Source organism: Mycolicibacterium septicum DSM 44393 (genome assembly GCF_000455325.1).
Taxonomy (GTDB): Bacteria; Actinomycetota; Actinomycetes; order Mycobacteriales; family Mycobacteriaceae; genus Mycobacterium; species Mycobacterium septicum.
Window position 1 is genome coordinate 376901 of record NZ_HG322952.1, and the last position, 26008, is coordinate 402908.

Consider the following 26008-nt stretch of genomic DNA (forward strand, 5'->3'; position numbering starts at 1 on the left):
CCGGTGCGGCCGGCGAAGACGCGCTTGCCGTCCGGGCTGATGGCCAACGCGGTGACACTGAAGGCCAGCGGGTATTCGGCGAGCACCGCGCCGGTGATGGTGTCGACCGTGACGATCGAGTCATGTCCCGCGGTAGCGACGCTGACGTAGGCGCGGTCGTCGGCGACAACGACGGCGAACGGGTCTCCGGCGAGGCGGACCGAACCCACCACACTCATGGTGTGGGGGTTGATCACGGTCAGGCTCTGCGCTGCGGCGTTGGTCACCACGACGGTCTCGCGGTCGGGATCGACGGCGATGTCGCCGATCGGACCGCGTCCGACCTCGGCCAGACCGGCCACGTCGATGTCATCCAGTGCACCGTCGAAGGCGACGCTGCGGGCAGACGTATCGTCGATGGCGCGGTCATCGCGGCCAGTGCGCAGCGCCTCGACCAGCGCACGCAGGAAGTTGTTTGCCATCGTTATCGGCACCTCCGCCGGCAAGGCTGTAACCGGCTCTAGATTCCAGGTCTATCTGCGCCGGGAGTGGCGCGGTTGCATTGAGTCTAGCGACGAAACCGACAGGTCCAGAACGAGTTCACAGCGAATTCGTGACACTCGACAACACACTCTCAGAATGCGCTTAGGAATTTCTTCGTTATCGACTCGTTACCTTTTGGTCGCATTTGATTAAATGCTTGTTACCAGGGACTTCCCAGCGCCTGCCGGACGTGGCGCATTTCACGAGCAGCGGAGCCGTCAATGACAATTCTTACCTTGTCCGGCAAAAGTGAGCGGTAGATCACACCGCGACACGCCAGCAAACTTTCTCGGGCGTCAAAGCGCGCTGACTGGCAGAGACGGCCGATTCGTGTTACCGCTGTGAAAATTGAGCCGTGCAAAATCCGTAGTTCGCTGCGCCCAGCAACCAGTCGGCCAGCGGTTGCAGCACGAGGCTCACCTCGCACGAACCGTTGCGGGCATCAGGCCGAACCGACACCGTGTGGCGACCCCCGACGACCTCGGCGTTCTTGTCGACCACTTCCTGCATCACGCCCTGCTGGATGCCTCGCACCACCTCGGGAGAACCGACCGCGACCTCGGCCCGCGGACACGTGCAGATCTCGACGGATATCTCCCCGAACGAAGCGATCCGCCCAAGACCGCACCTTCGTCAGGAACACCGGGAGCGCGAGTCAGCCCGGATCGGGTCAGAGCCGCAGCGCGGCGGCGGTGGCCGGGCCGACGATGCCGTCGACCTTGAGTCCGCGGGTGCGACGTTGGAATTCCTTCACGGCAGCTTCGGTCTGCGGCCCGAAGACGCCGTCGACCTCGAGATCCCCCGCATAGCTCGCATAGGCGGTCTTGAGCCGGCGCTGCAACTGGGCCACCTCCGGGCCTTCCATGGGCCGGAACAGCAGGGTGTCGATGTACTGGCCCTCGGGTACCGGCGGACGGGGCGTCGGTGCGGGATTCGCGATATCGCCGATCCGCGCCTGGATGTCGGCGCGCAGGATGTCCATGTCGATGGCACCGGGATCCCACTTGCCTTGTGCGCGGCCCGCATACTCCTTGTGCCCGATGGTGCGTTCGGAGGTTTGCGCCAGCCGGCGATTGATCGCGGCGCAGCACCGCACCAGCGCGAAATACTGTGCGTCGGGCCAGTTCTTGCGATGCGGCGCGGTGGGACTGGTGCCGCTGTTGGCGCATTCGATCCCGATCATGTGCCAGTTGCCCATGTTGGTCGGCAACCACGGATACATGCCGATCCCGGCGTGCCAGGCCACCCCGAGGGCCACGACCGTCACCGTGCCGTCGCGTGCGATATGCAATTGCGACAACGGGCCGGCAAGGTCGGGACGGCCGTTGGCGATCGACGCGGCCGTCGCCGTATCCGACCCAGTGTGGTGCGCCATCACCCCGCGGATGTCCTTGAAATCGCCGTGCCCCCGCGTCCGCCACCCGGGATACTCGACGAGGTCGATGCCTTCCGCCCGGAGCACATCGGCCAGCCAGACGGGGTCGCCGGTCCATCGCCCTGTCTGAGGCACTGAGATTCCTTTCCCTTGTGCAGCAAACCTTCAGTGGAATCAAGCCTACGCCCGGCGACCGACATCGCCCCGCACCTCCCAGAACGCTCAGACCGGTTATCCATCAACTACTTTGCTCGTCGCCAGCTCACCTGGATTCCGGCACCGGACACCGTTCGCGAGCGCGTCGATCAGCAAATAGTCCTTCAGGGCGATGACGGTGCATTCCGTACGCATTCGCGGCCGAATGTGCGAGCATCTGCGCATGGACCCGAAGGACGATCCCGAGGCCCGCATCAGGGAACTCGAGCGCCCACTGGCTGACGCCGCACGCACCTCGGAACTCGGGACCGGCGGCCCCGCCGCTCCGCCCCCGACCCAGCCCTGGACATATGGGAACAACTTCCCAGCACCGCCCCCGGGACCGCCGGCGCCGTGGCCGGGCTATGAGCCGTATCCGGCACCGCCGCAACCGCAGCGCAGCACCGGCAGCGCGCATCTATTTCTGGTGTTCGGCGGATTCGCACTGGCCCTGCTGGTCGGCGGCCTCGTGACGGCGTACCTGACGTTCGGCAATACCGAGGCGGCAGACCCCGATACCGGTACCAATACCGACACGGTCACCGACAGCCAGTCGACGGTCATCCGGAAGACCACGATCAACGGCGTGCCACTGCCCGGATCCGTTGCACCGACGGAGGTTCCGGCGGGAGAGACGGTGATCGTCTCGGGGATCAACGAGCACCGGACCGTCGAATGCCGGGACAACACCGTGATCGTCAGCGGAATCCAGAACGAGCTGGAGATCACCGGCCACTGCATCGCCGTCACCGTGTCCGGCGTCGAGAACGTCATCACCGTCGAATCCGTCGAGACCATCGGAGTATCCGGATTCGACAACCGGGTCACCTACCGCGCAGGCGAACCCGACGTGAGCAAATCGGGTCAGTCCAACGTGGTCGAGCAGGGCTGACCGGATTCGGCCGCGGGCTCCGGGCACCCGAGGAACTCGCACAACAGCGCGACCAGCGGAGCCGGATTGTCTTCGGGCACCCAGGCATAGGAGTCGTCGACGTATTCCAGCCTGGCCCGGGGCAGCGTCCGGGCCAGCCGGGCCATCCCCTCGGCGGGAAAATACCGCTCCTCCCGCGGCCAGACCACCACGGCGGGCCGGTCGTAGTCGGCCAGTCGGGGTGAGTACTCCGCCAGGTACGCCGGCGACAGCCCGCCCAGGAAGCGCCGGAAATCCTTACGCACCAACGGATCACTGCGCAGCGGCCGGAGATACTCCGCCATGATGTCGGCCGGGATGGGGCGTTTGGTCGCACCGCCATAGGTGATCCGGAGCCGTTGCACGGGCTTGAGCCCGATGGCCTTCGACTGCACCGGCCCGACCCCGGGTAGCGAGGCGAGCCGGGACAGCACCTTGACCGGCCACGGATCGGAGTCGAACGCGTTGGTCGCGACGAGCACCAGCGCCTCGACCCGCCGCGGGTAGCACGCGGCGACGACTTGGGCGATGTCGCCGCCGTAGCCGTTGCCGACCAGGACCGCCTCCTCGATGCCGAGCGCGTCGAGGAGATCGATGACGGTCCGGGCCAGACCGGGCAGGGTCAGATCGGCGCCGGGGACCGCCGGGGTGTGTGATCCCAGGGCCAGATCTGGTGCGATACAACGGATCGTGCCGCCGAACCGGGCGCCGAGGCCGTCGGCCACGTGGCGCCAGACCAGCCCGTTGGCCACCAGGCCGTGCAGGAGCACGACTGGCCGGCCGTTGCCGTGTTCACGTACCCCGACGAGGCCGCTGGGCAGCTGGACCATCCGCCGGGAGCTGAGCGTGTTCGTGTTCATTGCCTGTCCTCTCGCCGTGAGCTTCGGGACATAAATCAATACAGACTGTATGGAAACACATGAACGGCGGAACAGCAATACATACAGCTTGTTAAAATTCCCCGATGAGCGATGACCTCCGCGACGGCCGCGAACAGCGCAGCGAGGCAACCCGGTCCGCGCTGGTCGCCGCGGCCCGCTCACTGTTCGTCGAACGCGGCTATGCGGCCGTGTCCACGGGCGACATCGCGCGCGTCGCCGCCGTCACCCGCAACGCGCTGTACTACCACTTCCCCACCAAAGAGGCGGTGTTCCGGGCGGTCTACGAGAACGTGGAAGGCGAACTGGCCGAGCGGGTTCTGCCGGCAGCCCTGGCCCACGACACCAGCCGAGCGCAGCTCGAGGCCGGGATCGAGGAGTTCCTGGACGGCTGCCTCGACCCCACCGTCGCCCGCATCAGCGTGCTGCAGGCGCCGGCGGCACTGGGATTCACCCAGATGCGCGAGATCGACAATCGCAACTACCTCGGCGCCCTGCGCGACGGCATCCGCAGCGCCATCGACGCCGGGGAGCTCCCAGACCTTCCCGTGGACACCCTCGCGTCGATGATCATCGGGGCACTGGACGAGGCAGCCCTGCTGATCGCGACCGCCGACGACCCGGCCGCGGCCCGCCACGACGCCGGCCTGGTGGCGCAAGCCCTGGTCGACGGGCTCTTCGTGGGCTGAGCTACAGCACCTTCGACAGAAACTCCTGCAGCCGAGGGTGTTTGGGGCTGTCGAACACCTCGGACGGGGTGTCGTCCTCGACGATGTTGCCGTCGGCCATGAAGATCACCCGGGAGGCCACCTCGCGGGCGAAACCCATCTCGTGGGTGACCACCACCATCGTCATGCCACCCTCGGCCAGGTCGCGCAGCACCTGCAGCACGTCGCCGACCATCTCCGGGTCCAGCGCGCTGGTGGCCTCGTCGAACAACATGATCGACGGGTTCATCGCCAGCGCGCGGGCGATCGCGACGCGCTGTTTCTGACCGCCGGACAGCGTCGCCGGTTTGACCTTGGCCTTCTCGGCCAGGCCCACCTGGGTCAGCAACTCCATCGCCCGCTTCTCGGCGGCGGCCTTGTCCATTTTCTTGGTCAGCAGCGGCGCCAGCGTCACATTGTCGATCACCGTCATGTGCGGGAACAGGTTGAAGTGCTGGAACACCATGCCGATGTGCTGACGAACCTTGTCCAGGTTCACTTTTCGGTCGGTGAGGTCGAACTCGTCGACGGTGACCTTGCCCGCGGTGATGTCCTCGAGCTTGTTGAGGCACCGCAGGAACGTGGATTTGCCGGATCCCGACGGTCCGATGACGCAGACCACCTCGCCCTTGCTGATGGTGGTGTCGATGCCGTCGAGCACCACCAGGTCGCCGAATGACTTCTTGAGACCCTCGATACGGATCTTGACGGTGCCCTCGGGCTCGGCGGCCGCGGCTTCCGGTACCAGCTGGGTCATTTCACCATCCTTTTCTCGAGCCGGTCGGAGAGTTTCGTCAGAGCCATGATGACGATGAAGTAGATGATGCCGATGATCAGCCACATGGTGAACGACTGGTAGTTGCGGGCGATGATCAGGCGTCCGGTCTGGGTCAGCTCGGCGATGCCGATCACCGACAGGATCGACGTGTCCTTGAGGGTGATGACGAACTGGTTGACGTACGACGGGATCATGGTGCGGACCGCCTGCGGCAGAATGACTTTGCGCATGGTCGGTAAGTACCCGATGCCCAGACTGCGGGCCGCCTCCATCTGCCCCTTGTCCACGGCCTGGATTCCGCCGCGCACGATCTCGGTCATATAGGCCCCGGCGTTGAGCGAGAGCGTGATGATGCCCGCCGTCAGCGCCGTCATCTGGAATCCCAGCGCCGTCGGTATGCCGAAGTAGATGAAGAAGGCCTGCACCAGAAGTGGTGTGCCGCGGAAGATGTCGACGTAGGTGGTGCCGATGGCCCGCAGCACTATCGACCGTGACACCCGGAAGAGACCGAAGATGATGCCGAGCACCAGCGCGATGGCGATGGACACCACCGTCAGGATGAGCGTCATCTTCAGGCCGGCCATCAGGAACGGGAAGGTGCTCTTGATCAATCCGAAGAAGGAGTTGTCCGCCTCCGAGGCGCCCTCGCCGAGGTACTTCTCGACGATCTCGTCGTAACGGCCGGAATCCTTGAGTTCCTTGAGACCCGCGTTGAACTTGCCCAGCAGTTCGGCGTTGCGGCCCTTGTTCACCGCGAAGCCGTAACTGGAGCCCTTCTCCTTCGGCGTCACGGTCTTGAAGCCGTTGCCCTGTTGGATGCCGTAGGCGAGCACCGGGTAGTCCTCGAAGACGGCCACGGAGTTACCCGTCTTCACTTCTTCGAACATCGACGCGGAATCGGCGAACGAGACGATCTGGAAGCCGTACTTGTCCTTGATCGACTCGGCGAACTCGGCGCCCTGGGTGCCGTTCTTGACCGCGACCCGCTTGCCCTTGAGGTCGGCGTAGGACTTGATGTCCTCGTTGCCGGCCAGCACGGCCATCTGCACGCCGGACTCGAAATATGGGTCGGAGAAGTCGAAGACCTTCTTGCGTTCGTCGGTGATCGACATGCCGGCGATCACCCCGTCGGCCTGATTGGCCTGAACCGCCTGGAGCGCGGCGTCGAAGCCCAGCGGTTTGATCGTGATGTTGAACTTCTGGTTCGCCGCGATCTCGTTGATGAGATCGATGTCGATGCCGACGAATTTCCCGTCCACGTCCTGGAATTCGAACGGCGCGAACGTGATGTCGGTGGCGACGATATAGGTCTCGCCTTCGGCGGCGGCACTGGCCGGGGCGAGCATCGCTGCCCCGAACAGCCCGACCAGCAACGCCACGACGGCGGCCATCAGCCGTTGCGGGGACCGGAATACTCCGGCGATGCCCTCGCCCGACGCGGATTCGGCTCTCATCGTCCAGTCTCCTATCCAGGTGTGAAACGACGAGTCCTCACGCTATCGTCGCGACCACGATTAGGGCGGGATTTCCGGGGGTACGGCGGAGGCCGGCGGCTTAGCATCGCTGTATGGCCGAGCCCCTGAAGATCCCGCGGGAGCTGTTCGGGGACACGTCACGGATCAAGTCACGGTCGTTCGGTAAGCGCAACGACGGTGTGGTGTTCAATGCATCCGGCGTCGTACAGGTGGCGCCGGAACGGTTCGTCTTCATCGACAACCACGACCCCACAGCGGTTTTCGAGCTCACCCTGGATCCGGACAACGACGACCTGAAACAGATCAGGCGGCGCGACCTGGTGGGCGTGACGGAGCAGCAACTCGGTGATCCCGAGGGCTTGACCCGCGTCGACACCGACGGCCGGACCTACCTCGTCGCGACATCCTCGTTGTCCGTTTCGGGTTCGCGGGTCAACGACGGACTGGTCCGCATCAGCTACGCCGACTCCGGTGACCTGCGGGCCGAACCGATGGCAGGGTTCCGGTCCTGGCTGCTGGCGCACGAGCCCGCCCTGGCCGCGGCAGCGGCATCCGAACCCGATGACGGCGGAGTCAATATCGAAGGTGTGGCGTGGGATCCGGGCGCCCGGGCGCTGCTGTTCGGGGTACGAGGGCCGGCCGAGCCCGGTCAAGTGACGATCGTCGAGGTTCCGATGCACGCCGGCACGGCCGCGTGGACCACGGCGGCCCTCGGCGCCCCGGTGACCCGGACCCTGCGGGTGCCCCACTCTGCTGCGCTGCAGGGCATCCGCGACATCTCCTACGACGAACGTTCCGGCCAGTTCCTGATCCTGCTCGGCAAGTCGTTGAGCAGGAAAGCCGAGCCGTTCGCGCTGTGCACCTGGACGCGCGGCGCCGACGCACTACGGGTCACCGGGGCGCGCTTCGGCGAGTCGATGAAGCCGGAGGGCTGCACCGCCTTCTACCGCGACGGCAAGCGTCGGATCCTCATCGTCGACGACCGCGGCGGCTACGCGGTGACCGGGGGTTGAACCCTCAGTAGAAGCAGATCCGCGAGCCGAGCGGCTCCTGATGGACCCGGGCCCGGCCACCCGGGGTGAGGTCCATGCCGTAGGTGGCGTGCAGGTTCGTCCGCGCGCTCACCAGCCGGAGGTAGCCGCTGTAGGCAAAGTCGGCCGGCGCCGAGGCCGACGGGACGATCGCGAACTCCTCGGCATGGTCGCCGTTGGCCGGCGTGCAGGTGTAGAGGTACTTGTGCCCCTGGTCCGTGGTCAGGCTGTCACTGGCGTGCAACACGCGGCCGGAGGCTTGGCTGGTCAGCGATTTGCGCCCGCCGCCTGCGTCGGTGATCCGCCAGAGGTCGGCCGGATCGTTGTCGTCCTTCAGCGGCCAGTGATAGACCTCGAAGTTCTCCCCTACGGCCGCCCCCGGCGGGATGGTCTCGCTGTTGCTGGCATGCAGCGCGGCGCCGGCCTCCTCGTTCAGCAGGTAGACGGTGGCGTTGTCGGGGATCCCGGTCAACGCGTAGGCGGCTGATTCGGCCAGCCGCAGCTGCTGACGCACGGTGGCGACCTGCCCGGCTGCATCGGGTACACCGAGGTCGGCGACCAGGCTCTCCAGCCGGTCCAGCAGTGGCTTGAGCACCGTCTGCTGGGACTGCCGGCTGAAAATCGTGTCGCGGTAGGTGCGGATCTGGTCGAACAACTGCTCGCGCCTGGCGACGTCGTCCCGCACCAGCTGCGCGAGTACCGCGGCGCCGCCCAGCTTGAACCGGTGGTCGGTGCGCAACGTCTGGTCGATGCCCCACGGGATCAGCTTGAACTTGATGTTTCCCAGGCCGGGTGCCTCGACTGCCGTGACGTCGTTGTAGACGTAGGTGTTGTTGGTGTTGTTCGAGTAGCCGTCCCAGTGTTTGAGAAAGAACTCCATCGCATACAGCCGGATGAACTGCTCGATATCGAACACCTCTGCAGCCCCGGCGATCCCGTGGTCGGCGATGTGGCCGATGGCGAACTTGAGGTCTGCCTTGTTGCCGAACGCCGACAGGTCCTCGGTGGCGATGAGGCGCAGGCGGTCTGCGACGAAATCATCCCGGTGTTCGATTTCGTACAGATTTCCTTTCATGTTGCCGAAGTTACGTTCGATGTACCGCTTCATGATCGGCTCGGCATTGACGTAGACGCCCGGCGCGTTGACCCCGGGAAAGCCCTGCCCGATCGGGGTGCCGTTGACGAAGACGCGAACCAGATTGCAGCGCGAATGCGGCAGCCCCGCCATCCCGAGCAGGTGATAGCCGAGCGGTTGACGCACGTAGGACGGGTCCTGGATCGAGTTGTTCAGGGTCAGGTAGCGCGATCCGAGCAGATCCTCGGCACGCTCCTCACTGGTATCGCTGAACTTGCCGAAATCCAGGTGAATGCACGGCTTTTCGCTGTTGATCGAGCCGCAGAAGGATTTCTTCTTGACGCCGACGTCGCTGAATTCGGCCCGCGCGGGGAACGCGGTCCCAGAGATCTCGACCGAAGCCGCCTTGCGCCAGGTATAGCGCGAACCGCCCTCCCAGTCGAAGTTGCATATCCCGCCGTCGGGCTGCTCGGTGCGCACCGCATCCCAGTCCGCTTGCGCCATAGCGATTCTGACGGTGAGCACGTTGTCGAGTGCATAGAGCGCGTCGAGCTTCTTCTGCTGTTGCGCGCTCATCGGATCTCCCCCACGTCAGCACCTCTCGCCGAATCCCTGACGATCAGTGTGCGCGACGCTAACCCGAGTGGCCATCCAATTGCACTGCGCGGGAACAAGATAGTTGCACAGGAAAGGTCCCGTTCCCCACGCCATCGGCCAGTGGCAAACTGCGTGTTGGGCTTTACAAATCGCTCATCCTGTCCACTTCACAGCCGCGGGAAGCCCAGCTGTAAAAGAACGTTCGGTCCGAAACGTCGCATATAGAGGTAGTGCACTACGCGTGAGGATGAGCCGCCTGCGGCCGTACGTTTTCTTCATGAAAGCGCTGGAAAATACGGCGCTTGGTTCAGAGGAAGTTCGAAATGAGCATTTTCCATCCGGTTTCCGTCGACAAGCGCGAAGCCTCACAACAGATCGCATCGGGTCGACATTCACACGAACCGGTGCTCATCACCGAACAGCAGGTGCTGTTCAGTACCGCGGCGGCAGCGGGTTCCCGAGGGGACCACAACGTCATCGCGATGGTGTCGCATGCGATGTCATCGGTGGCAGCACGCTGGCATGCGAGCACTGAGCGGCGACATGCCCGCTACTACCCGTCGCGGTGCAGTTACCTGGAGAACAGCCTGATGGCTCGGGAGATGGACCGGCTCTGATCATCCTGCCCGGGTCAGCTCGCCAACGCGGCCGGCGTGACCACCTCGGAGTATCGCGATGCATCGCCGGCGATCGCCCGGCTGTGCTGTCCGTGGACGTCGACCGGGATATCGCCGGCCAGCGTGATCCGGCTGAGCCGGCGGAACTGGTCGTCGTAGTCGGCCACCGCGTAATGCTGGGTGGCCCGGTTATCCCAGATCGCCAGGTCGCCGGGTTCCCAGCTCCATCGAATCGTGTTCTCCAGCTTGATGACCCGATTCTGGAGCAGCTGGAACAGCGTGGCCGATTCCGCGGCGCCGAGGCCGACGAACTGCTTGATGAAGTGGCCCAGCAGCAATACCCGCCTGCCGGTCTCGGGATGGATCCGCACCACCGGATGCTCGGTCTCGTAGTACACGGACTCGAACTCTTCGCGGTACTGACGATGGCCGTCGGCGAGTTCCTCGTGGCGCCCGTCGTAATCGGCCGCATAGTCGTACTGGTTGGTGTGCACCGCCCACAGGTTCTCGACCAGCGCCCGCAGCGGCTCGGGCAGCTGGTCGTACGCCGCCTCGGTCGACGCCCACGTCGTGGTGCCGCCGTAGTCCGGCAGGGTGATCGCCCGCAGCAGCGAGGCCTTCGGGATGCGGTCGACGAACGTCACATCGGTGTGCCAGCTGTTGGCCTTGTCATACCGCGAGTCGATCGGCAGGATCCGGTCCCCCCGCGAGGTGACGGTCGGATGCGCTCCCGTCGGCGTGCCGAGCAACCGGGCGAAGGCCAACTGCCCGTCGTCGTCGAGGTGGTTCTGGCCGCGGAAGAAGATGACCTTGTGCTCAAGGAGGGCATCGTTGATCGCGGACACCGTGGCCGCGTCGAGGTTGCCGTTGACGTCGATTCCGTCGATGCGGGCCCCGATGTGGGCACCGAGCTTCACTACACGCAGAGAGGACACCCCGTCACCATCGGCGACGGGGTGTGGCAGCACCACGGTTGCGCTCACTACGAGCGCAAAGACCTTCGAAGGTCAGTCGATACGGATGACGTAGGTGCCGTCGTCGTCGCGCTCGATCTGACCGTCGAGGGCGTTGATCCACACCGGGGTGTCGCGTCGGGAACCGAGGAACGCGCTCTGCACGGAACCCCCGGGCTGCAGGTCGACATTCCACTCGTCGTCCTGGGCGACGATGGTGAGGAGCTCCTCGCCATTGGCGCGGCGGATCGAGATCACCTGGCCGTTGGCGTCCAGGTCCTCCAGATCCGCGTCGTCGTCATCGAGGTACTCATCGACCTCGGCGTCATCGAAGATCTCGGCGTCCGAACCTCTGACATCGTCATGCACGCCGACGACTGTACTCAGCATCACGTCCACCGATGCAGACCCCGGCGGATTGAACCGCTAACGTGCATCCGACGTTTACAGGCTGTTCGCCCGGGGAACAAGATGTCCCGCTGTGGCGTTGGCGAGAAACATTGGTCTTGAACTTAGGAGGATCATTTATGGCTACCGATTACGACGCCCCGCGCGTCAAGGAGACCGACGAGCCCGCTGAGGAGTCGTTGGAACAGCTGGCCACGCGGCGCACCGCAGCCGACACGGCAGTCATCGACGAGGACGAGGTGGTCGATTCGTTCGACCTGCCCGACGCCGACATCTCCGGCGAGGAGCTGAGCGTTCGGGTCATCCCCAAGCAGGCTGACGAGTTCACCTGTTCCAGCTGCTTCCTGGTGCAGCACCGCAACCGCCTGGCCCTGCAGAAGGGCGAGCAGCTGCTCTGCGTCGAGTGCGTCTGACGCACCCGACGACCCAGACCCGACAGCCGTTGTCCTAACGACAGCAGTTCGGGTCGAGCACGGTGCACAACGCGACGAGCGAGTCCCGGCGCGGGCGGTGGTAGACGTTCATACCGCGCCGTTCGGACTCCACCATTCCCGCTCGCCGCAACTGCGACAGATGATGGCTGACCGTCGATTCGGCCAGACCCACCGCGGCCGCCAGGTCACATCCGCAGACTTCTCCAGCCTCCGCGCTGAACAACAGCGACACCAGCTTCACCCGTACCGGGTCGGCCAGCGCTTTCAGCCGTAAGGCGATCTCCAGCGCTCCATCGTCATCGATCGGGCCGGCCGCCACTGGTGAGCAGCAGACCGGTTCTGAGGTGTCGACCACCGGCAACGCCTTGGGCATGCAACCATTCTGCCAGAGGATATTGACATACGTCGAAGAGGTGGCATCATCGATGCTGCCCGAATAGTTCGACATAAGTCGCAGAGGTTGGGAGCCTGACATGTCCCGCGCACAACTTGCCCTGAACGTCGATGATCTCGACGAAGCCATCACGTTCTACTCGAAGCTCTTCAATACGGCGCCCGCGAAGGTCAAGCCCGGCTATGCCAACTTCGCCATCGCCGCTCCCCCGCTGAAATTGGTGCTCATCGAAAACCCCGGGCACGGCGGGACACTCAACCACCTCGGAGTCGAGGTCGAGTCGAGCGACCAGGTGCACGCAGAGATCGCCCGGCTCACGGACGAAGGCCTGTTCACCGAGGAGGAGATCGGCACCACCTGTTGCTTCGCCACCCAGGACAAGGTGTGGGTGACCGGGCCTGCCGGCGAGAAGTGGGAGGTCTACACAGTTCTTGCCGACTCGGAGTCATTCGGCACCAACTCACCCGCACTCGATGGCACCGAACCCGGCGGCGCCTGCTGCACATCGTGAACCAGGTTGTCCCCGCGCGGCTTTCCACGCTGGACCGGCTGCTACCGGTGTGGATCGCCGTGGCGATGGCCGCGGGCCTGCTGCTCGGAAAGCTCGCTCCCGGAGTCAACACCGCACTGAATCACGTTCAAATCGACGGCATCTCGCTGCCGATCGCACTGGGCCTGCTGATCATGATGTACCCGGTCCTGGCGAAGGTCCGCTACGACCGACTGGACCGGGTGACCGGAGATCGCAAGCTGTTGATCAGCTCGCTGATCCTCAACTGGGTGCTGGGCCCCGCCCTGATGTTCGCGCTGGCCTGGCTCTTTCTGCCCGATCTGCCCGAGTACCGAACGGGTCTCATCATCGTCGGGCTGGCCCGGTGCATCGCCATGGTCATCATCTGGAACGACCTGGCGTGTGGCGACCGCGAGGCCGCCGCGGTACTGGTCGCCCTCAATTCGATTTTTCAAGTGCTCATGTTCGCGGTGCTCGGCTGGTTCTACCTGTCGGTTCTGCCCGGCTGGCTCGGCCTTGAGCAGGCCCGCATCGACACGTCACCATGGCAGATCGCGAAGTCGGTGATCATCTTCCTGGGTATCCCGTTGCTGGCCGGCTACCTGTCGCGCCGTATCGGGGAATCCGCGAAAGGCAGGGACTGGTACGAATCGACGTTCCTGCCCCGCATCGGCCCATGGGCCCTGTACGGGCTGCTGTTCACCATCGTCGTGCTGTTCGCGCTCCAGGGCGACCAGATCGCCGAGCGCCCTTGGGACGTCGCACGCATCGCGCTGCCGCTGCTGGCGTATTTCGCGATCATGTGGGGTGGCGGATACGCGCTGGGAGCGGTCCTGGGACTGGGCTACCAGCGCACCACCACCCTCGCGTTCACGGCCGCAGGCAACAACTTCGAACTGGCCATCGCGGTGGCGATCGCGACGTACGGCGCCACCTCGGGCCAGGCCCTGGCAGGCGTGGTCGGACCGCTCATCGAAGTGCCCGTACTCGTGGCGCTGGTCTACGTGTCACTGGGTCTGCGACACCGGTTCGCCACCGTGGGAGACGACCAACCCGTGAGGACCAGCTGATGACAGGGCGCCACCGCCCCAGCGTGTTGTTCCTGTGTACCCACAACGCGGGCCGGTCCCAGATGGCGATGGGCTACTTCGCCAACCTTGCAGGAGACCGGGCAACCGTGTTCTCGGGAGGCTCGGAACCTGCCGACACGGTCAACGCCGCAGCCGTGGCGGCGATGGCCGAAGTCGGTATCGACATCGCGCACGAACAACCGCGGCGATGGACCGACGCGATCGTCGAGTCGGCCGACGTCGTCGTGACGATGGGCTGCGGGGACACCTGCCCGTACTTCCCCGGCAAGCGGTACGAGAACTGGGAGTTGGCGGATCCGGCCGGCCTCGGGGTCGAAGCGGTCCGTCCGATCCGCGACGACATCGAGCGGCGGGTTCGCGCTCTTCTCGAGGACCTCGGAATCAATCCTGCCGACTGATCTTCGGGATGCCGACTCAGTCCTCGCCGCCTTCTGACTCCCCACCGGCAGGCTTCGCGGCGGCAGCGGTCCCCTTCTTGCCCTGAGCCTTGCTGTCGGCGTGCTTGTTCAGGCCGCCGGTCACCCGGTCGCTGAAGCTCTTGACGTCGGCCCCTACCTGCTTCAGCGCGGCCTTGACCGCGGTGCGGCCGGCGACCTTCTTCTTCGGAACCGGTGAATCCTCCGGTTCGGCAGCCAGTTTGGCGGGCGCTTCCACGTCCGGTTGGGCCTCGGCGTTCACATCCGGCACGTCGAGCACCGGGGCGTCGGGGACGTCGATCGTGACAGCCTTGAACGGCGCCCCCAGACTGATCGGCGTCGCGGCTGACGGACTGCGCAGCTGCGCGGTGTCGAAGGTGGGCGGCGGTGGAGGTGCGGTCGCCAGCGCGGTGGTGATCCCGAGCTGAGCGGCCTCGATGCCGTCGACGATCGACCTCGCGCCGTCCCCGAGGGAGACGAGGAAGTTCCTCGTTCCGTCCACCGTGGCGTCGATGATGTTGCTCAGATCGAAGGTGAGCACGGCGGCGACCAGGTTCTGCGTGCCCAGGATGAACGCGTTCACGGCACCGCTGCCGGCATCGAGGAACCCGTTGGCGACGTCGATGACCGCCTTGGGCCACGCGGCCTCCAAAGCTGCCTGCACCACCAGATACTTCTGGTTGCGCCAGATCGCCGAATCCAGCAGCGGCTGCCCGACGGCGATCACCGAATCCCGCACCGCCTGGGTGAAGGTGTCGAATGCCCCGACGAAATCGAGATCGAAAATCTGCTGGATGATCTCCACCGTGACGCCGGGGATCGCGAGCACCGACTGGCCCAGACCGATCCCGGCCTTGCCCAGCCCAGCCAGGTAGACGGCCCAGTTCTCGGCCCAGTTGCGGATCGACTGCCGCACGATCGGCAAGGTCAGGATGTAGGGCAGCTCGAAGTCGGTGAGCTGGAAATCGGAGGCGATGGCCGGGGCCGCGACCTGCACATCGGGCGCCTGCCACGATGGCGTGATCGGCGACATCGCCACCGCGGTCGCGCCGACCATCGCTACTCCGGTGGCAAACCACGGGCGGACCGCAACGTCCATGCACAGACCCCAATCCTGAGAATTAGATGAGATTGACGGAACTGTAACCCGCCGAGTCCGGTCCGGCGCGCCAACCGCCGAACAGAGTCGCGGCGAACCGCACCGGTGCGCCATCACCCTGGCCTACCGTGACATTCGTGACTGAAGCCGCCATTCGACAGCGCATCGCCGACGGTGTGGATGCGATCCGTGCGCGCGATATCGACAGGCTCACGGCCCTCTACGCGCCCGACGTGGTGTCCTTCGACCTCGGCGCACCGCTGCGGTACGCCGGTGACGACAACAAGCGAAGGGCCTGGCAGGAGGTCTTCGCCGCATACACCGGACCGATCGGTTACGACGTGCACGAGCTGACCGTCACCACCGAGGGTGACATCGCGTTCGTACACAGCCTCAACCACGTCTGCGGCACCCTGGCCAGTGGCCGCGACATCGACATGTGGCTGCGATGGACGGCATGTCTGCGGTGCGTCGACGGCGTCTGGCGCGTCTTTCACGACCACGTCTCGGTGCCCGCGGACCTTGAGTACGGCAAGGCAATCGTGAATCTCACGCCGTGATCCACCAGAACCGCCCACACCGCGGCGCATAGTTCCTATCCTCAGACCTGCAGACTCACAACGGCGTTGGGAGCGCAGATGACCGAGGGCGCGACGGCAGAGGCTCGACATGTCGAGCACAGCTACCACTTCGATCGGCACACCCCGCAGTATCGCGACCAGTTCGAGCCGATCACCTCGGAGATGCTGGGCACCTGCCCGCTGGCCTGGACCGACACCTACGGCGGGCACTGGGTGGCCGCAGGCAGCAGCGAGGTCTTCGAACTCGCCCGCTGCCCACACATCTCGAATGACAACGACATCGTCGGGGAACGAAAAGGCTATCGGGGCATCAACATTCCGCGCGGCGAGGTGAGCACGCAGTTCCGCGGCGGCATGTTGGAGATGGATGATCCCGAGCACCGTGCCTACCGGACACCGCTCAACGGCTACCTGTCGCCGGCCGCTGTCGCACGGTGGAAGCCCGTGGTCGACGAGCTCGTCAGGGCGTGCCTGGACGAGAAGATCGAAGACGGCAGTATCGATTTCGTCGACGATCTGGCGAACATCGTCCCGGCGGTGCTGACCCTGGGACTGCTCGGTGTCCCACTCGCCGAATGGGAGATCTACTGCGAACCCGCGCACGCATCGGTGTACACGCGCGCCGACTCCCCCGACGCCAAACGTGTCTTCGACCTGTCGGTGGCCTCCGCGGTCCACATGATGGGCCACGTTGCGGTGATCCGGGAAGAACCGCGTCCGGGATTGATCGACGCCATGGTCCGGATGCGCGTCGATGGCGAGCCGGCACCCGATTCCGAGATCCTGGGCATGCTCATGCTCCTGATCGGCGGGGGTTTCGACACCACCACGGCACTGACCGCGCATTCGCTCGAGTGGCTCTCCCTGCACCCCGATCAACGTCAGCGGTTGAGCCAGGACCGGGCTTCCCTCCTCGACTCGGCGACCGAGGAGTTCCTGCGCTTCTTCACCCCGGCCCCCGGGGACGGCCGCACGATCTCCGAGGACATCGAGGTCGACGGTGTGCCACTCAAAGAGGGTGAGCGGCTGTGGTTGTCGTGGGCGATGGCCAACCGCGACCCACGGGTCTTCGAGAACCCGAACGAGCTGATGATGGACCGAACGGGTAACCGCCACTTCAGTTTCGGTCTGGGCGTACATCGGTGTATCGGCTCGAATGTGGCGCGCACGGTGTTCAAGTCGATGCTGACCGGGGTGCTCGACCGCATGCCGGATTACCGGTGCGATTCCCACGGCACCGTGCACTACGAGACCATCGGCGTCATTCAAGGCATGCAGCACCTGCCCGCGACATTCACACCGGGCCGCCGGACCGGTGCGGGTCTGGCCGAGACACTGGAGAAACTGCAACGGATCTGCGACGAGCAGCAGCTGGCCGCGCCGATCACCGTGCACAAGGCGACCGCGGTCATCGACTGAAAGTGAATGACATGAAAGCCCTGATCACTACCCGAAACCTGATAGTCACAGCCTGCTCCGCGGTCGCGATGGTGGTGGCGACGACTACCCTCGCCGCCCTGCCCGCTCCGTCTACCGCGCTGGCGGCCTGCCCGAACGGCGAGGACAACGACACCTACACCCAGAATTGTGTCCCCTATCTGGTGCCGAACTCACCGAGCGGCAACAGCCTGTGCCCGCCCGGGGTGAGCGGTACCGAATGCGGTTCGGCAGAGGTCCAGACGACCCCCACCGCCCCGGTCGCACCGACCGGCCCCGAGCAGGAGCTCGAAGACGTGAGCACGCCGGACTTCTGATGGCGCGGCGACCATGACGACCGGATCCCACGGCGAGGTCCAGCTCGAAAATGACTGGTTCCGCGTCACTCAGTGGACGATCGACCCCGGCGGTGCGATACCGATGCACCGGCACGATCACGAGTACGTGGTTGTCCCGCTGGTCACCGACACCATGCATGTCGTCACTGCCGACGGTACCGAGATCGTCTCGGAACTCGTTGCCGGCCAGAGCTATTCACGCCCAGCTGGTTCCGAACACACCGTCGAGAATCGCGGTGACCTCAACCCGATCGTCTTCGTCGAAGTGGAGCGACTCGCCTAGCCGCAGCCCCGGCGCCTCGAGCCACACACCGGTGGCCGATGTGACGCGCGCATCACCGCCCGGAGTGCGTTTCAGGGCTCTGACGGGCGGTTTTCCCCCGAATCGGGGGACGACGGGAGGCCGCCGCGCCCATAATCTCGTTGCCATGGCGCACAACGGAAACAACGATTGGACCCAGCCCGCAGCTCTCGCCATTCCCAAGGAGGGCTATTTCGAACTGACCCGGGGGCGATACGGCCCGGTCTTTCCCCGCACCCCCGCGTGCTACGGCTTCAACATCATCGCCAAGGTGAAGGAGGGCCGCGAGGAGGCCATCCGGGCCTACGGCAAGCAGCTCGAGGCGGCGGTCGCCGCGCAACCCGACGTGCTCGCCCCGCTGAAGCTGCACTACCTGCGCTGGCAGCTGTTCGACGTCGGCTCCGGGCTGCACTTCCAGTACCAGGGCATCTTCGACACCGACTTCGACAAGTACACCGAGGACGCCGTCAAACTGTTCAGCTCGACGGGCATCACCACGGCCTTCGTCAACCTTGAGGGCTTCCCGGAGGACTGGAAGACCAACCCCGAAGCGTTCATCATGTTCGTCCGCGACCACCAGGTGCCCAGCTTCCTGGAGTATGGCGAGTACCCGTACGTGACATCCGAGGAGGTCAAGAAGGCGTTGCGGCTCAAAGCCGCGTTCTCCGACATGTTGGACCAAATGCAATGACGGACCTCGAATTCGACGATATCCAGCACATCATGCTGACCGGGACGCCCCACCTGACCGGCCGGTACGAGTTCCTGTCCTTCGATACCCCCGAGGCCGGCCGAGCCTGGCTGGCCGAGATGGTCCCACTCGTGCAGTCGGCCACCGACGTCCGCGAGACGGTGAACGTCTTCAAGCGTTGGGTCAACCTGGCCTTCACCTGGAACGGGTTGCGCGCATTGGGAGTTGACGAGGACACACTGGCGTCGTTCCCGGATGAGTTCCGGGAGGGTATGGCGTCACGCGCCGACATCCTCGGGGACACCGGCGCGGCCGCACCCGAACACTGGGTGGGCGGGCTCGCGGGTGACGATCTGCACGCGATGGTCATCTTGTTCGCCCGGGACGAGGAGGAACGCCTCCGGTGCGTCGGCGAACACGACGCACTGCTGGCCCGATGCCCCGGGGTGCGGTCGATTTCGCATCTGGATCTGGCCGCCACCGCCCCGTTCGAGTACGACCACGATCACTTCGGGTACCGCGATCCGATATCTCAGCCGCAGATGAAGGGTTCCGGCGAGGAGCTGATACCCGGTTCGGGTGGGGCGCTCGCTCCGGGTGAGTTCCTCCTCGGCTATCCGGACGAGGACGGACTGGTGTCGAACCAGCCCACACCCGAGGTGCTTTCGCGCAACGGCAGCTACATGGCCTACCGCAGGTTGGAGGAGCATGTCGGGACCTTCCGCGACTACCTGAAGCAGAATGCCGAGGGCGCCGAGGGCGAGGAACTACTCGCCGCCAAGTTCATGGGACGCTGGCGCAGCGGTGCACCGTTGGTGCTGGCACCCGAACACGACGATCCGGAACTGGGCGCGGATCCGATGCGCAACAACGATTTCGACTACGGCCAGATGGATCCGCACGGCTACGCCTGTCCGCTGGGCTCCCACGCCCGCAGGCTGAACCCACGCGACACCGAACCGAACCCGAATCGGCGCAGGATGATCCGGCGCAGCGGCACCTACGGGCCTGCGCTGCCCGAAGGAGTCCCCGACGACGGGATCGAACGCGGTGTCGGGATGTTCCTGATCTGCGCCAGCCTGGTCCGTCAGTTCGAGTTCGCCCAGAACGTCTGGATCAACGACAAGTCCTTCAAGGATCTCGGCAACGACCACGACCCGATCTGCGGCACCCAGGACGGCACGCTGGACTTCAAGATTCCGAAGCGGCCGATCCGCAAAGTACACAAGGGATTACCCGCGTTCACCACGCTGCGCGGCGGGGCGTACTTCTTCCTGCCCGGCCTCAACGCGCTGCGTTACCTCAAGACCATTGGAACAAAGGAGGCAGCATGAGCTCATACGCTCGCACCTACAACCAGGCCCACATCGCCCGGCCGCGCAACGGAAAGCGACGCGTCAGCATCTACTGGTCGTGGAGCTACCCGTGGGAGGTCCAGCGCGACCCGGCGGAGCTGTACAACCGGTTCTCCACCGTCACCGAGGTGCGCCTGGCCACCTGGCCTGCCTACGAGACGCCCGAGTACAGCCCCAAGGAGTTCCTGCAGGGCATCGACGGAACGCTGGAACTGTTCCACCGCTCGTCACTGGCATTCCAGGACGTCGCCGGCGAGGCCACCGGGCATCCGGTGGCGGTGTTCCAGCGGGTCGATCAGGCCGGGTACCGGTTGCCGATCGATGAACGCATCCTCGACGACACCGACACCCTGATGATCTTCGGCCTCGACCACCTGCTCGGCGACGAGGCCGCCACGGAAGACGAGATCGCCGCGATCCAGCAGTGGTTGAAGCGCGAGGGCACCTGCCTGATGCTGGCACCACATCACGACGTCGGGTTCACTGACGACAAGGAACAGCAGCAGATGGAGTACCTGCACCACGGTGACCCGCTGACCCCGCGGATCCAGCGCTTCAGCGGCTACGCCCGATCGCTGCTGACCGGACTGAACATCCCGGTGCACAACACCTGGGGCCTGCGCCCGGCCACGGTCGAGGGCACCAGGCAGATTGTGCCGCTCACCCGATTCCACGATCTGGATTCCGCAGGCCTGCTGAAGGACGTCACGACGCTGGCCCTGCATCCGCACCTGCCGCACTATGAGCTGACCGCGCCCGAGGGGCCGGATCTCAGGGTGCTGGGCCGCCAGTTGATCGACCAGACCCGGCCGCATCCGTTCACGTTGGCGGGCAACACCGAGTTCAACGCGTTGATCCACATGCCGCCGTCCGGTGACCGCGCCGGCGACATCGTGCTGGTCGACTCCACCCACTTCACGACGCTGTTCGGCGCCAGTGACAGCCTGAAGTCCTTCTGGCGCAACCTGGTCACGATGGCTTGATGGGGGCCGGCATGAACGATCTCCTGCTGCAGGGTTCGAATATCGCCGTCGTCTTCTTCGTCGTATCGAGCACCCTGGCGGTCGGACTGGGCTTGACCGTCGGCCAGATTCTGGCCCCGCTCAAGAACATCCGTGTGGTGGCACTGTCCCTGGCGGCCAACTTCGTGCTGGCCCCACTGGCCGCGTTCGGGCTGTGGCGGGTGTTCGACCTGGACGACCCGCTCGGGATCGGGCTGCTGTTGTGCGGGCTCGCGGCCGGCGCACCGTTCCTGATCAAGCTCGCCGAGTTCGCGAAGGCCGACATGGCCTTCGCGGTGGGCCTGATGGTGCTGTTGATGGTGGTAACGGTGGGATATGTGCCGCTGATCCTGCCGATCTTCGTCTCGGGCACCGCGGTCAACCCCGCCCAGATCGCGATGTCCCTCGTGGTGCTGATGCTCATCCCGCTGGCCGCGGGCCTGCTGCTGCGGGCCCGCGGACCCGGCGTCGCCGCCCGGCTCCAGCCCGTGATCGCGAAGGTCTCCACCGTCAGCATGATCCTGGTGATCGCGTTCACGATTGCCGCCCATTTCAACAGCGTGCTATCGGTTTTCGGCACGTTCGGCATCCTGGCGGCCGTGATCTACACAGTGATCTGCGCCGGAATCGGTTGGCTCATGGGCGGTCCCGGGACACGGGAAGTGCTGGCGCTGGGGACCGCTCAGCGCAACGCCGCAGCGGCGTTCGTGGTCGCAGGCCAGAACTTCGACGATCCCAAGGTGGTCGTGATGATCACCGTCGTGCTGATCGCCGAGTTTCTGATGCTGTTGCCGTTCGCGCGGCGGCTCGCGCGGACTCGCTGAGCAGCCCCAGCCGGTCGGCTTCGGCCACCGCCGCGGCGCGCGAGGAAACGGCGAGCTTTCGGTAAATCGACGTGGCCTGGCTCTTCACGGTTTCCCGGCCCAGGATCAGCTCGTCGGCAATGCGCTGCAGAGACAGATGGGTGGCCAGGTAGGGCAACAGCCGCAGCTCCGCCGTCGTCAGCGACGACCGTGCACCGCGGGCCGTACGGGCTGCCGACAGGGTTCGGATCCGGTCCAGCCATTGCCCGACGCCGACGGCCTCGGTTTCACGCCGGTGGGCGCGTTGCGCCTCGGCCAGGTGCCGGTCGCACAGTTCGGTGTCGTCGATCTCGACTGCGGCACCGGCGACCAGCACGTGCGCCATCAACGCGGTGCGGGCGGACAGATCGCCCAGCCGGTCGACGAGCCGCTCGGTCGCGCTGACGGCCGAGCGCGCTCCGGCCACATCGCCACGCCGGGCCCGGACCAGCGCATCGACGGCGTAGACCACCACCATCGGGACCATGTCGGACAAGTCCCGTGAGTCGACGATCGAGCGCGCCGACGCGGTGTGCTCGACGGCGGCCGACAGGTCACCGTCGAGCAGGTCCAGTGCGGCGAGATGTGCCAGCGCGGCAGCCTGGAATCCGGGCAGGTCTTCGGTCACCGGCAGCGCGGATTCCAGGGTGGCCCGCGCCTGCGCGGCTTCGCCGAGCATGGACAGCGCGGTGCCCTTCATGGTGGTGGCCGCGCCCCACCACGGATTCACCAGGTGATCGCCTGCGCTACAAACTGTTTCGGCATGGCGGATGACCTCCCCCACGCCCCCGACACCGATCAGTGAACCGATCAGCGCCGCAGCCACCTCGACCGAGGGCGTGCCGTCGGAAAGCGGTTCACCGGTGTCCGCCGCGCTCGCGGTCAGCAATGACCGCTGGATCAACTCGGCATCGCCGTTCATCACACCCAGCCACGCCCGCGCGATCGCCGCGTCGGGGTAATCGGTGAAGGTCTGCTCGTCGATCAGGCTGAGCCGCCGGGCCAGCACACCGACACGGCCGTCGAAACCCAACCGGACGGCGTCCATGCCCACCAGCGCGGCCGCCTGGGCTCGGTCGTCGGCGGCCAGCGCCTGGGTCAACGCGCCGTCGACGTCGCCGGCCTGGGCCAGCCGATCCGCCGCCCTCGCCGCCAGCTCCCGAAACCGGTCCGGGTCACGGTCGCGCAATCGGGCGCGCAACAGGTCACCGAACAGCTGGTGATAGCGGTACCAGACACCTTGGGCGTCAAGGGAAACCAGAAACATGTTGCCCGAGTGGGTGATCGCGTCGAGCATCGCAGCCGAATCGGTACGTCCGAGCAGCGCGTCGAGCTCGTCGGCGCAAAAGCGGTCCAGGACCGCTGATTCCGTCAGAAACGTGACGGTGTCGGGTTCGAGCTGACTGAGTACCTCTTCGACCAGATAGTCGGCCACCAGCCGGTGCCTGCCGGTCACGGCCTCAGCGGGTGCGCCGTCGCGCAGCGCCAACGCGGCCATGACCACGCCGGCCGCCCAGCCCTCACATTTGTCGAGAACGCGTGCGATCGTGGCCTTGTCCATGCCGGCGCCGAGGGCCGCGAATGCGGCTGCGCCTTCGGATCCGGACAGCTTCAGCTCCGGAATTCCGATCTCGACGACATAGCCCTGCAGTCGGCGTCGCGCCAGGTCGAGCGTGGGCATCTGCCGGCCGATCAGCGCCAGCGTCGTCGAGTTCGGAGCCAGGTCCACCACTGCGCGCAGGGTGTCGACGGCTGCACTCGCCGACAACTCGTGAACGTCGTCGAGCACCAGGACGACGGGCCCGCAGCTCTCGAGGGCCCGGACGAATGCCGACACCAGTTGGGTTTCGGCGCGGCCGGCGCCCTGCAGGTAGTTCAGCACCGCCGGGTCGATGGGCTTGATCTGGTTCAGCGCCGTGGCGAGATGCAGCAGCAGATGCGCGGGGTCGTTGTCGAGGTTGTCCAGCCGCGCCCAGGCGAACGGGCGTTCGTCGGCGTCGTCCCATTGCCCGACCGCGGTGGTCTTGCCGTATCCCGCGGGCGCGGCGATCACCACCAGACCGGTGCGATCCTGCAGTACACGGGCGATTCCGGGGCGGGGAACACCGGCGCGCGCGGTGGCCGGCCGTCCGACGGTCACCACCGGAATGTGCGCCGGCCAGGATCCTGCTCCCACCTACGCATCGTAGGCGTCGCCCGTCGGGTTCAACCCTGACGCCGCGTGAGAGGTCCGCGACCATCTTTGCGCCCTTGCCGGCGATGAGCGTCTGGCTGCATGGTCGATTTCAATCATGCTCTGGTTCAGAATGATTGAAGCCGGTGAATCCGGGAGGGGTTTCACCCGTCGTCGGCTTCGTCGGGTGGGGCGAGTAGTTCCTCGGGGTGGAAGTGGTGGTTGATGGTGTCTTGGCCGGTGTTCATCAGCGGTGGTGGGTGCCAGTGGACGCGGCCGGTGGCGGGGTCGACGCCGGTGGTCCAGCCCAGCCCGACCAGGCGGTTGTCGGGTCCGCAGCCCAAGGTGAGGTGCGGGGCGTTGGTCTGGCCGCCGTGTTGCCAGTCGGCCTGGGCGTGATGGGCTTCGCAATGATCGGCCGGTTGGGTGCAGCCCGGGCGGGTGCATCCGCGGTCACGGGCGTACAGCAGCAGGCGCTGCGCTTTGGTGGCCAACCGTTTGGTGCGGGCCAGGTACAGCGGTTCTGCGGTGTGGTGTTTGTAGATGGTGAGGTAGTGAAAGCTGTGCGAGGCCAGCCGAATCAGATCCGGCATCGGCATCCGGATACCTGACCCGGTGACCGCAATACCCGCCCCGGCCTCCAGTTCGGCCAGCGTGGTGGACACCACCACGGTGACCGGCAGGCCGCCGTGGCGGCCGAGTTGTTTGGACATCAGGATTTCGCGCAGGACCGCCTTGAGCGCGTCGTGATTGCGCTGGGATTGAGTGCGGGTGTCGCGGGCAGCCGCCTCGGCCTGCACCCGAGCCTGAGCCTGGGCCTGGGCCTGGGCACTGTCGGCGCCGGGTTCAGGTTCGTCGGCGGTGGTTTCCGGAACAGCGGCCTCAGGATCGAACACACCGCCGACGGGCACAGCGATGTCGGGGGCGGGGGTGTCGAGCGGGTTCGGGGTGGGGTTGTGGATCGGTTCGGGATCATCGGGATTGTTGACACCCGGAGCACCCCAGGCGCCAGTGACCGCGCCCAAATACGCGGCAGTCTCCGCATCGAGCCACCCGTCAACATGAACCAACCCGTCGGCATCCTGTTTACCCATCCGCAGCCCGCGCCGATGCGCCGCCACATCCGGGCCCTCGCCGTCCTGATCGAGCAGATACAACAGCTTGTCAGCCCCCAACTTGAGAGTTTCGGGGGTCTCGCGGGTCGCGGCAGCCACCAGGTCCGCCTCGATCTGGGCCAGTTCGGCCGCACTGACATAACGCGCCGCCGCGGCCAGCGTGTCGCTGACAACCGTGATGTGCTCGGCGTTGATCGCCCCGGCCAGCAACGCCGCCGCGCACGCCGGTAGCAGCGGCTCCAACACCTCACCACCGACCGCGTGCCGCGGCGCCAGCTCCGTCGCGGCCGCCACCCGCCGTGCAGCCTCCTTGCGGCTGATCCGCATCCGGGTGGCCAAAACATCCACCCAGCTCTTGGCACCGATCTCGCGCGGGGTGGCCCGAGCCACCAACGCCGCCTGAATCCGATGATCGATCACCGATCCAGTGCGCGCCTGACGCTCGCGCTCGGACTGGATCGCCAGCAACTCCGCGGTATCGAACCCACTGAAATCAGCGTCGACCAGGGACTCAGTGGCGGCGCGGTGACCGGCCAGCGCTGTGTGCACCGTGTCCCGGTCGAGCATCGCCATGCCGGCCATGACTCGAACATACGTTCGACCACTGACAAGAATCCGCCATTTGGGGCAGATGGGACCAAAGTGGCTAGAGCTTTTTGCCGATCGAGAACAAGGTCGGATCCAAGGATGGCGGAGGCACCACGGAAC

28 protein-coding genes and 1 pseudogene are annotated in these 26008 nt (G+C 65.7%); 16 read left to right on the forward strand and 13 right to left on the reverse strand.

What is annotated here, in order from left to right; genetic code table 11:
• The 3 genes and pseudogenes from TX88_RS35280 to TX88_RS21770 form a co-directional block, all read right to left on the reverse strand.
• On the reverse strand, positions 1-461 hold a 461-nt coding region (locus tag TX88_RS35280), incomplete at its 3' end, for a YncE family protein (RefSeq protein ID WP_409365889.1).
• A gap of 394 nt (positions 462-855) precedes the next feature.
• Positions 856-1134: pseudogene (locus TX88_RS21765) on the reverse strand (ArsR family transcriptional regulator); the annotation flags it as partial.
• Positions 1135-1192: 58 nt separating this feature from the next.
• The gene (locus tag TX88_RS21770; protein WP_044519988.1) at positions 1193-2032 is read right to left on the reverse strand and encodes a peptidoglycan recognition protein family protein; all 840 of its coding nucleotides are present in this window, start codon (positions 2030-2032) and stop codon (positions 1193-1195) included.
• Positions 2033-2276: 244 nt separating this feature from the next.
• Between TX88_RS21770 and TX88_RS21775 the strand changes: the two genes are divergently transcribed.
• Entirely contained in the window at positions 2277-2984 is a 708-nt protein-coding gene (locus tag TX88_RS21775) for a DUF3060 domain-containing protein (RefSeq protein WP_049925418.1), read from the forward strand.
• Here TX88_RS21775 and TX88_RS21780 read toward each other — a convergent pair.
• Complete coding sequence (locus TX88_RS21780) at positions 2957-3862, reverse strand: alpha/beta fold hydrolase (RefSeq protein ID WP_049925259.1); 906 nt, start codon at positions 3860-3862, stop codon at positions 2957-2959. The two genes, TX88_RS21775 and TX88_RS21780, sit on opposite strands and share 28 nt — an antisense overlap.
• A gap of 104 nt (positions 3863-3966) precedes the next feature.
• Here TX88_RS21780 and TX88_RS21785 point away from each other — a divergent pair, with 104 nt between their 5' ends.
• On the forward strand, positions 3967-4569 hold the full coding sequence (locus tag TX88_RS21785; RefSeq protein ID WP_044519989.1) for a TetR/AcrR family transcriptional regulator: 603 nt from the start codon (positions 3967-3969) through the stop codon (positions 4567-4569).
• Between the two features lies 1 nt (position 4570).
• On the opposite strand, the gene TX88_RS21790 is transcribed toward TX88_RS21785, so the two are convergent.
• Positions 4571-5344 (reverse strand): amino acid ABC transporter ATP-binding protein, encoded by a 774-nt coding sequence (locus TX88_RS21790; protein WP_044519990.1) that lies wholly within the window; start codon positions 5342-5344, stop codon positions 4571-4573.
• Positions 5341-6756 (reverse strand): amino acid ABC transporter substrate-binding protein/permease, encoded by a 1416-nt coding sequence (locus tag TX88_RS21795; protein WP_044521595.1) that lies wholly within the window; start codon positions 6754-6756, stop codon positions 5341-5343. Before TX88_RS21795 ends, TX88_RS21790 begins: the two co-directional genes overlap by 4 nt.
• A 176-nt stretch (positions 6757-6932) precedes the next feature.
• Between TX88_RS21795 and TX88_RS21800 the strand changes: the two genes are divergently transcribed.
• Positions 6933-7853, forward strand: a complete 921-nt coding sequence (locus TX88_RS21800; RefSeq protein ID WP_044519991.1) for a YjiK family protein — start codon at positions 6933-6935, stop codon at positions 7851-7853.
• Between the two features lie 4 nt (positions 7854-7857).
• Here TX88_RS21800 and TX88_RS21805 read toward each other — a convergent pair whose 3' ends face one another.
• Positions 7858-9522 (reverse strand): CotH kinase family protein, encoded by a 1665-nt coding sequence (locus tag TX88_RS21805; protein WP_044519992.1) that lies wholly within the window; start codon positions 9520-9522, stop codon positions 7858-7860.
• A gap of 344 nt (positions 9523-9866) precedes the next feature.
• Between TX88_RS21805 and TX88_RS21810 the strand changes: the two genes are divergently transcribed.
• A complete protein-coding gene (locus TX88_RS21810) occupies positions 9867-10160 on the forward strand; it encodes a hypothetical protein (protein ID WP_044519993.1) in 294 nt (97 codons plus the stop codon).
• Between the two features lie 14 nt (positions 10161-10174).
• On the opposite strand, the gene TX88_RS21815 is transcribed toward TX88_RS21810, so the two are convergent.
• Complete coding sequence (locus TX88_RS21815; protein WP_044521602.1) at positions 10175-11095, reverse strand: TauD/TfdA dioxygenase family protein; 921 nt, start codon at positions 11093-11095, stop codon at positions 10175-10177.
• Between the two features lie 72 nt (positions 11096-11167).
• Positions 11168-11482, reverse strand: coding sequence for a hypothetical protein (locus TX88_RS21820; RefSeq protein ID WP_235732593.1), 315 nt, complete (start codon positions 11480-11482; stop codon positions 11168-11170).
• Positions 11483-11640: 158 nt separating this feature from the next.
• Between TX88_RS21820 and TX88_RS21825 the strand changes: the two genes are divergently transcribed.
• Positions 11641-11934, forward strand: a complete 294-nt coding sequence (locus TX88_RS21825; RefSeq protein WP_044519994.1) for a DUF4193 domain-containing protein — start codon at positions 11641-11643, stop codon at positions 11932-11934.
• Positions 11935-11968: 34 nt separating this feature from the next.
• Here the strand turns inward: TX88_RS21825 and TX88_RS21830 are convergent, their stop codons facing one another.
• Complete coding sequence (locus tag TX88_RS21830) at positions 11969-12328, reverse strand: Rv2640c family ArsR-like transcriptional regulator (RefSeq protein ID WP_044519995.1); 360 nt, start codon at positions 12326-12328, stop codon at positions 11969-11971.
• A 100-nt stretch (positions 12329-12428) separates the two neighbouring features.
• On the opposite strand from TX88_RS21830, the gene TX88_RS21835 reads away from it, so the two are divergent.
• From TX88_RS21835 to TX88_RS21845, 3 genes are read left to right on the forward strand one after another with little or no spacing between them, the layout of a single operon-like run.
• Positions 12429-12860, forward strand: a complete 432-nt coding sequence (locus TX88_RS21835) for an ArsI/CadI family heavy metal resistance metalloenzyme (protein ID WP_044519996.1) — start codon at positions 12429-12431, stop codon at positions 12858-12860.
• Entirely contained in the window at positions 12857-13930 is a 1074-nt protein-coding gene (gene arsB / locus TX88_RS21840) for an ACR3 family arsenite efflux transporter (RefSeq protein ID WP_209447082.1), read from the forward strand. The genes TX88_RS21835 and arsB overlap by 4 nt, the downstream gene beginning before the upstream one ends.
• Entirely contained in the window at positions 13930-14349 is a 420-nt protein-coding gene (locus TX88_RS21845; RefSeq protein WP_044519997.1) for an arsenate reductase/protein-tyrosine-phosphatase family protein, read from the forward strand. Before arsB ends, TX88_RS21845 begins: the two co-directional genes overlap by 1 nt.
• Before the next feature lie 16 nt (positions 14350-14365).
• Here the strand turns inward: TX88_RS21845 and TX88_RS21850 are convergent, their stop codons facing one another.
• Positions 14366-15466 carry a hypothetical protein gene (locus TX88_RS21850; RefSeq protein ID WP_162563194.1) on the reverse strand — a complete coding sequence of 367 codons (1101 nt, stop codon included), beginning with the start codon at positions 15464-15466 and terminating at the stop codon, positions 14366-14368.
• A 137-nt stretch (positions 15467-15603) separates the two neighbouring features.
• Between TX88_RS21850 and TX88_RS21855 the strand changes: the two genes are divergently transcribed.
• From TX88_RS21855 to TX88_RS21890, 8 genes are all read left to right on the forward strand, one after another.
• The gene (locus TX88_RS21855) at positions 15604-16026 is read left to right on the forward strand and encodes a YybH family protein (protein ID WP_044519999.1); all 423 of its coding nucleotides are present in this window, start codon (positions 15604-15606) and stop codon (positions 16024-16026) included.
• A gap of 78 nt (positions 16027-16104) precedes the next feature.
• Positions 16105-17466 carry a cytochrome P450 gene (locus TX88_RS21860; protein ID WP_044520000.1) on the forward strand — a complete coding sequence of 454 codons (1362 nt, stop codon included), beginning with the start codon at positions 16105-16107 and terminating at the stop codon, positions 17464-17466.
• An 11-nt stretch (positions 17467-17477) separates the two neighbouring features.
• Positions 17478-17801, forward strand: coding sequence for a hypothetical protein (locus TX88_RS32865; RefSeq protein WP_110918178.1), 324 nt, complete (start codon positions 17478-17480; stop codon positions 17799-17801).
• A 13-nt stretch (positions 17802-17814) separates the two neighbouring features.
• Positions 17815-18105, forward strand: a complete 291-nt coding sequence (locus TX88_RS21870; RefSeq protein ID WP_044520001.1) for a cupin domain-containing protein — start codon at positions 17815-17817, stop codon at positions 18103-18105.
• Between the two features lie 145 nt (positions 18106-18250).
• On the forward strand, positions 18251-18814 hold the full coding sequence (locus TX88_RS21875; RefSeq protein ID WP_044520002.1) for a hypothetical protein: 564 nt from the start codon (positions 18251-18253) through the stop codon (positions 18812-18814).
• Positions 18811-20148, forward strand: coding sequence for a Dyp-type peroxidase (locus TX88_RS21880; RefSeq protein WP_044520003.1), 1338 nt, complete (start codon positions 18811-18813; stop codon positions 20146-20148). Before TX88_RS21875 ends, TX88_RS21880 begins: the two co-directional genes overlap by 4 nt.
• On the forward strand, positions 20145-21152 hold the full coding sequence (locus TX88_RS21885) for a hypothetical protein (RefSeq protein ID WP_044520004.1): 1008 nt from the start codon (positions 20145-20147) through the stop codon (positions 21150-21152). The genes TX88_RS21880 and TX88_RS21885 overlap by 4 nt, the downstream gene beginning before the upstream one ends.
• Before the next feature lie 11 nt (positions 21153-21163).
• Positions 21164-21994, forward strand: coding sequence for a bile acid:sodium symporter family protein (locus tag TX88_RS21890; RefSeq protein ID WP_044521620.1), 831 nt, complete (start codon positions 21164-21166; stop codon positions 21992-21994).
• On the opposite strand, the gene TX88_RS21895 is transcribed toward TX88_RS21890, so the two are convergent.
• Both TX88_RS21895 and TX88_RS21900 read right to left on the reverse strand, forming a co-directional pair.
• Positions 21924-24188, reverse strand: coding sequence for a winged helix-turn-helix domain-containing protein (locus TX88_RS21895; RefSeq protein WP_084622056.1), 2265 nt, complete (start codon positions 24186-24188; stop codon positions 21924-21926). The two genes, TX88_RS21890 and TX88_RS21895, sit on opposite strands and share 71 nt — an antisense overlap.
• Positions 24189-24349: 161 nt before the next feature.
• Complete coding sequence (locus TX88_RS21900; RefSeq protein WP_049925265.1) at positions 24350-25882, reverse strand: HNH endonuclease signature motif containing protein; 1533 nt, start codon at positions 25880-25882, stop codon at positions 24350-24352.
• Positions 25883-26008 lie beyond the last annotated feature (126 nt).

Excerpts from the sequence above, each read along its gene's own strand:
- TX88_RS21835 (WP_044519996.1), top strand. The coding sequence starts at position 12,429 with ATGTCCCGCGCACAACTTGCCCTGAACGTCGATGATCTCGACGAAGCC.
- TX88_RS21810 (WP_044519993.1), top strand. The coding sequence starts at position 9,867 with ATGAGCATTTTCCATCCGGTTTCCGTCGACAAGCGCGAAGCCTCACAA.
- TX88_RS21800 (WP_044519991.1), top strand. The coding sequence starts at position 6,933 with ATGGCCGAGCCCCTGAAGATCCCGCGGGAGCTGTTCGGGGACACGTCA.
- TX88_RS21860 (WP_044520000.1), top strand. The coding sequence starts at position 16,105 with ATGACCGAGGGCGCGACGGCAGAGGCTCGACATGTCGAGCACAGCTAC.
- TX88_RS21825 (WP_044519994.1), top strand. The coding sequence starts at position 11,641 with ATGGCTACCGATTACGACGCCCCGCGCGTCAAGGAGACCGACGAGCCC.
- TX88_RS21775 (WP_049925418.1), top strand. The coding sequence starts at position 2,277 with ATGGACCCGAAGGACGATCCCGAGGCCCGCATCAGGGAACTCGAGCGC.
- TX88_RS21785 (WP_044519989.1), top strand. The coding sequence starts at position 3,967 with ATGAGCGATGACCTCCGCGACGGCCGCGAACAGCGCAGCGAGGCAACC.
- TX88_RS21850 (WP_162563194.1), bottom strand. The coding sequence starts at position 15,466 with ATGGACGTTGCGGTCCGCCCGTGGTTTGCCACCGGAGTAGCGATGGTC.
- TX88_RS21795 (WP_044521595.1), bottom strand. The coding sequence starts at position 6,756 with ATGGCCGCCGTCGTGGCGTTGCTGGTCGGGCTGTTCGGGGCAGCGATG.
- TX88_RS21790 (WP_044519990.1), bottom strand. The coding sequence starts at position 5,344 with ATGACCCAGCTGGTACCGGAAGCCGCGGCCGCCGAGCCCGAGGGCACC.
- TX88_RS32865 (WP_110918178.1), top strand. The coding sequence starts at position 17,478 with ATGAAAGCCCTGATCACTACCCGAAACCTGATAGTCACAGCCTGCTCC.
- TX88_RS21900 (WP_049925265.1), bottom strand. The coding sequence starts at position 25,882 with ATGGCCGGCATGGCGATGCTCGACCGGGACACGGTGCACACAGCGCTG.
- TX88_RS21870 (WP_044520001.1), top strand. The coding sequence starts at position 17,815 with ATGACGACCGGATCCCACGGCGAGGTCCAGCTCGAAAATGACTGGTTC.
- TX88_RS21890 (WP_044521620.1), top strand. The coding sequence starts at position 21,164 with ATGAACGATCTCCTGCTGCAGGGTTCGAATATCGCCGTCGTCTTCTTC.
- TX88_RS21845 (WP_044519997.1), top strand. The coding sequence starts at position 13,930 with ATGACAGGGCGCCACCGCCCCAGCGTGTTGTTCCTGTGTACCCACAAC.
- TX88_RS21875 (WP_044520002.1), top strand. The coding sequence starts at position 18,251 with ATGGCGCACAACGGAAACAACGATTGGACCCAGCCCGCAGCTCTCGCC.
- TX88_RS21780 (WP_049925259.1), bottom strand. The coding sequence starts at position 3,862 with ATGAACACGAACACGCTCAGCTCCCGGCGGATGGTCCAGCTGCCCAGC.
- TX88_RS21880 (WP_044520003.1), top strand. The coding sequence starts at position 18,811 with ATGACGGACCTCGAATTCGACGATATCCAGCACATCATGCTGACCGGG.
- TX88_RS21805 (WP_044519992.1), bottom strand. The coding sequence starts at position 9,522 with ATGAGCGCGCAACAGCAGAAGAAGCTCGACGCGCTCTATGCACTCGAC.
- TX88_RS21885 (WP_044520004.1), top strand. The coding sequence starts at position 20,145 with ATGAGCTCATACGCTCGCACCTACAACCAGGCCCACATCGCCCGGCCG.
- TX88_RS21830 (WP_044519995.1), bottom strand. The coding sequence starts at position 12,328 with ATGCCCAAGGCGTTGCCGGTGGTCGACACCTCAGAACCGGTCTGCTGC.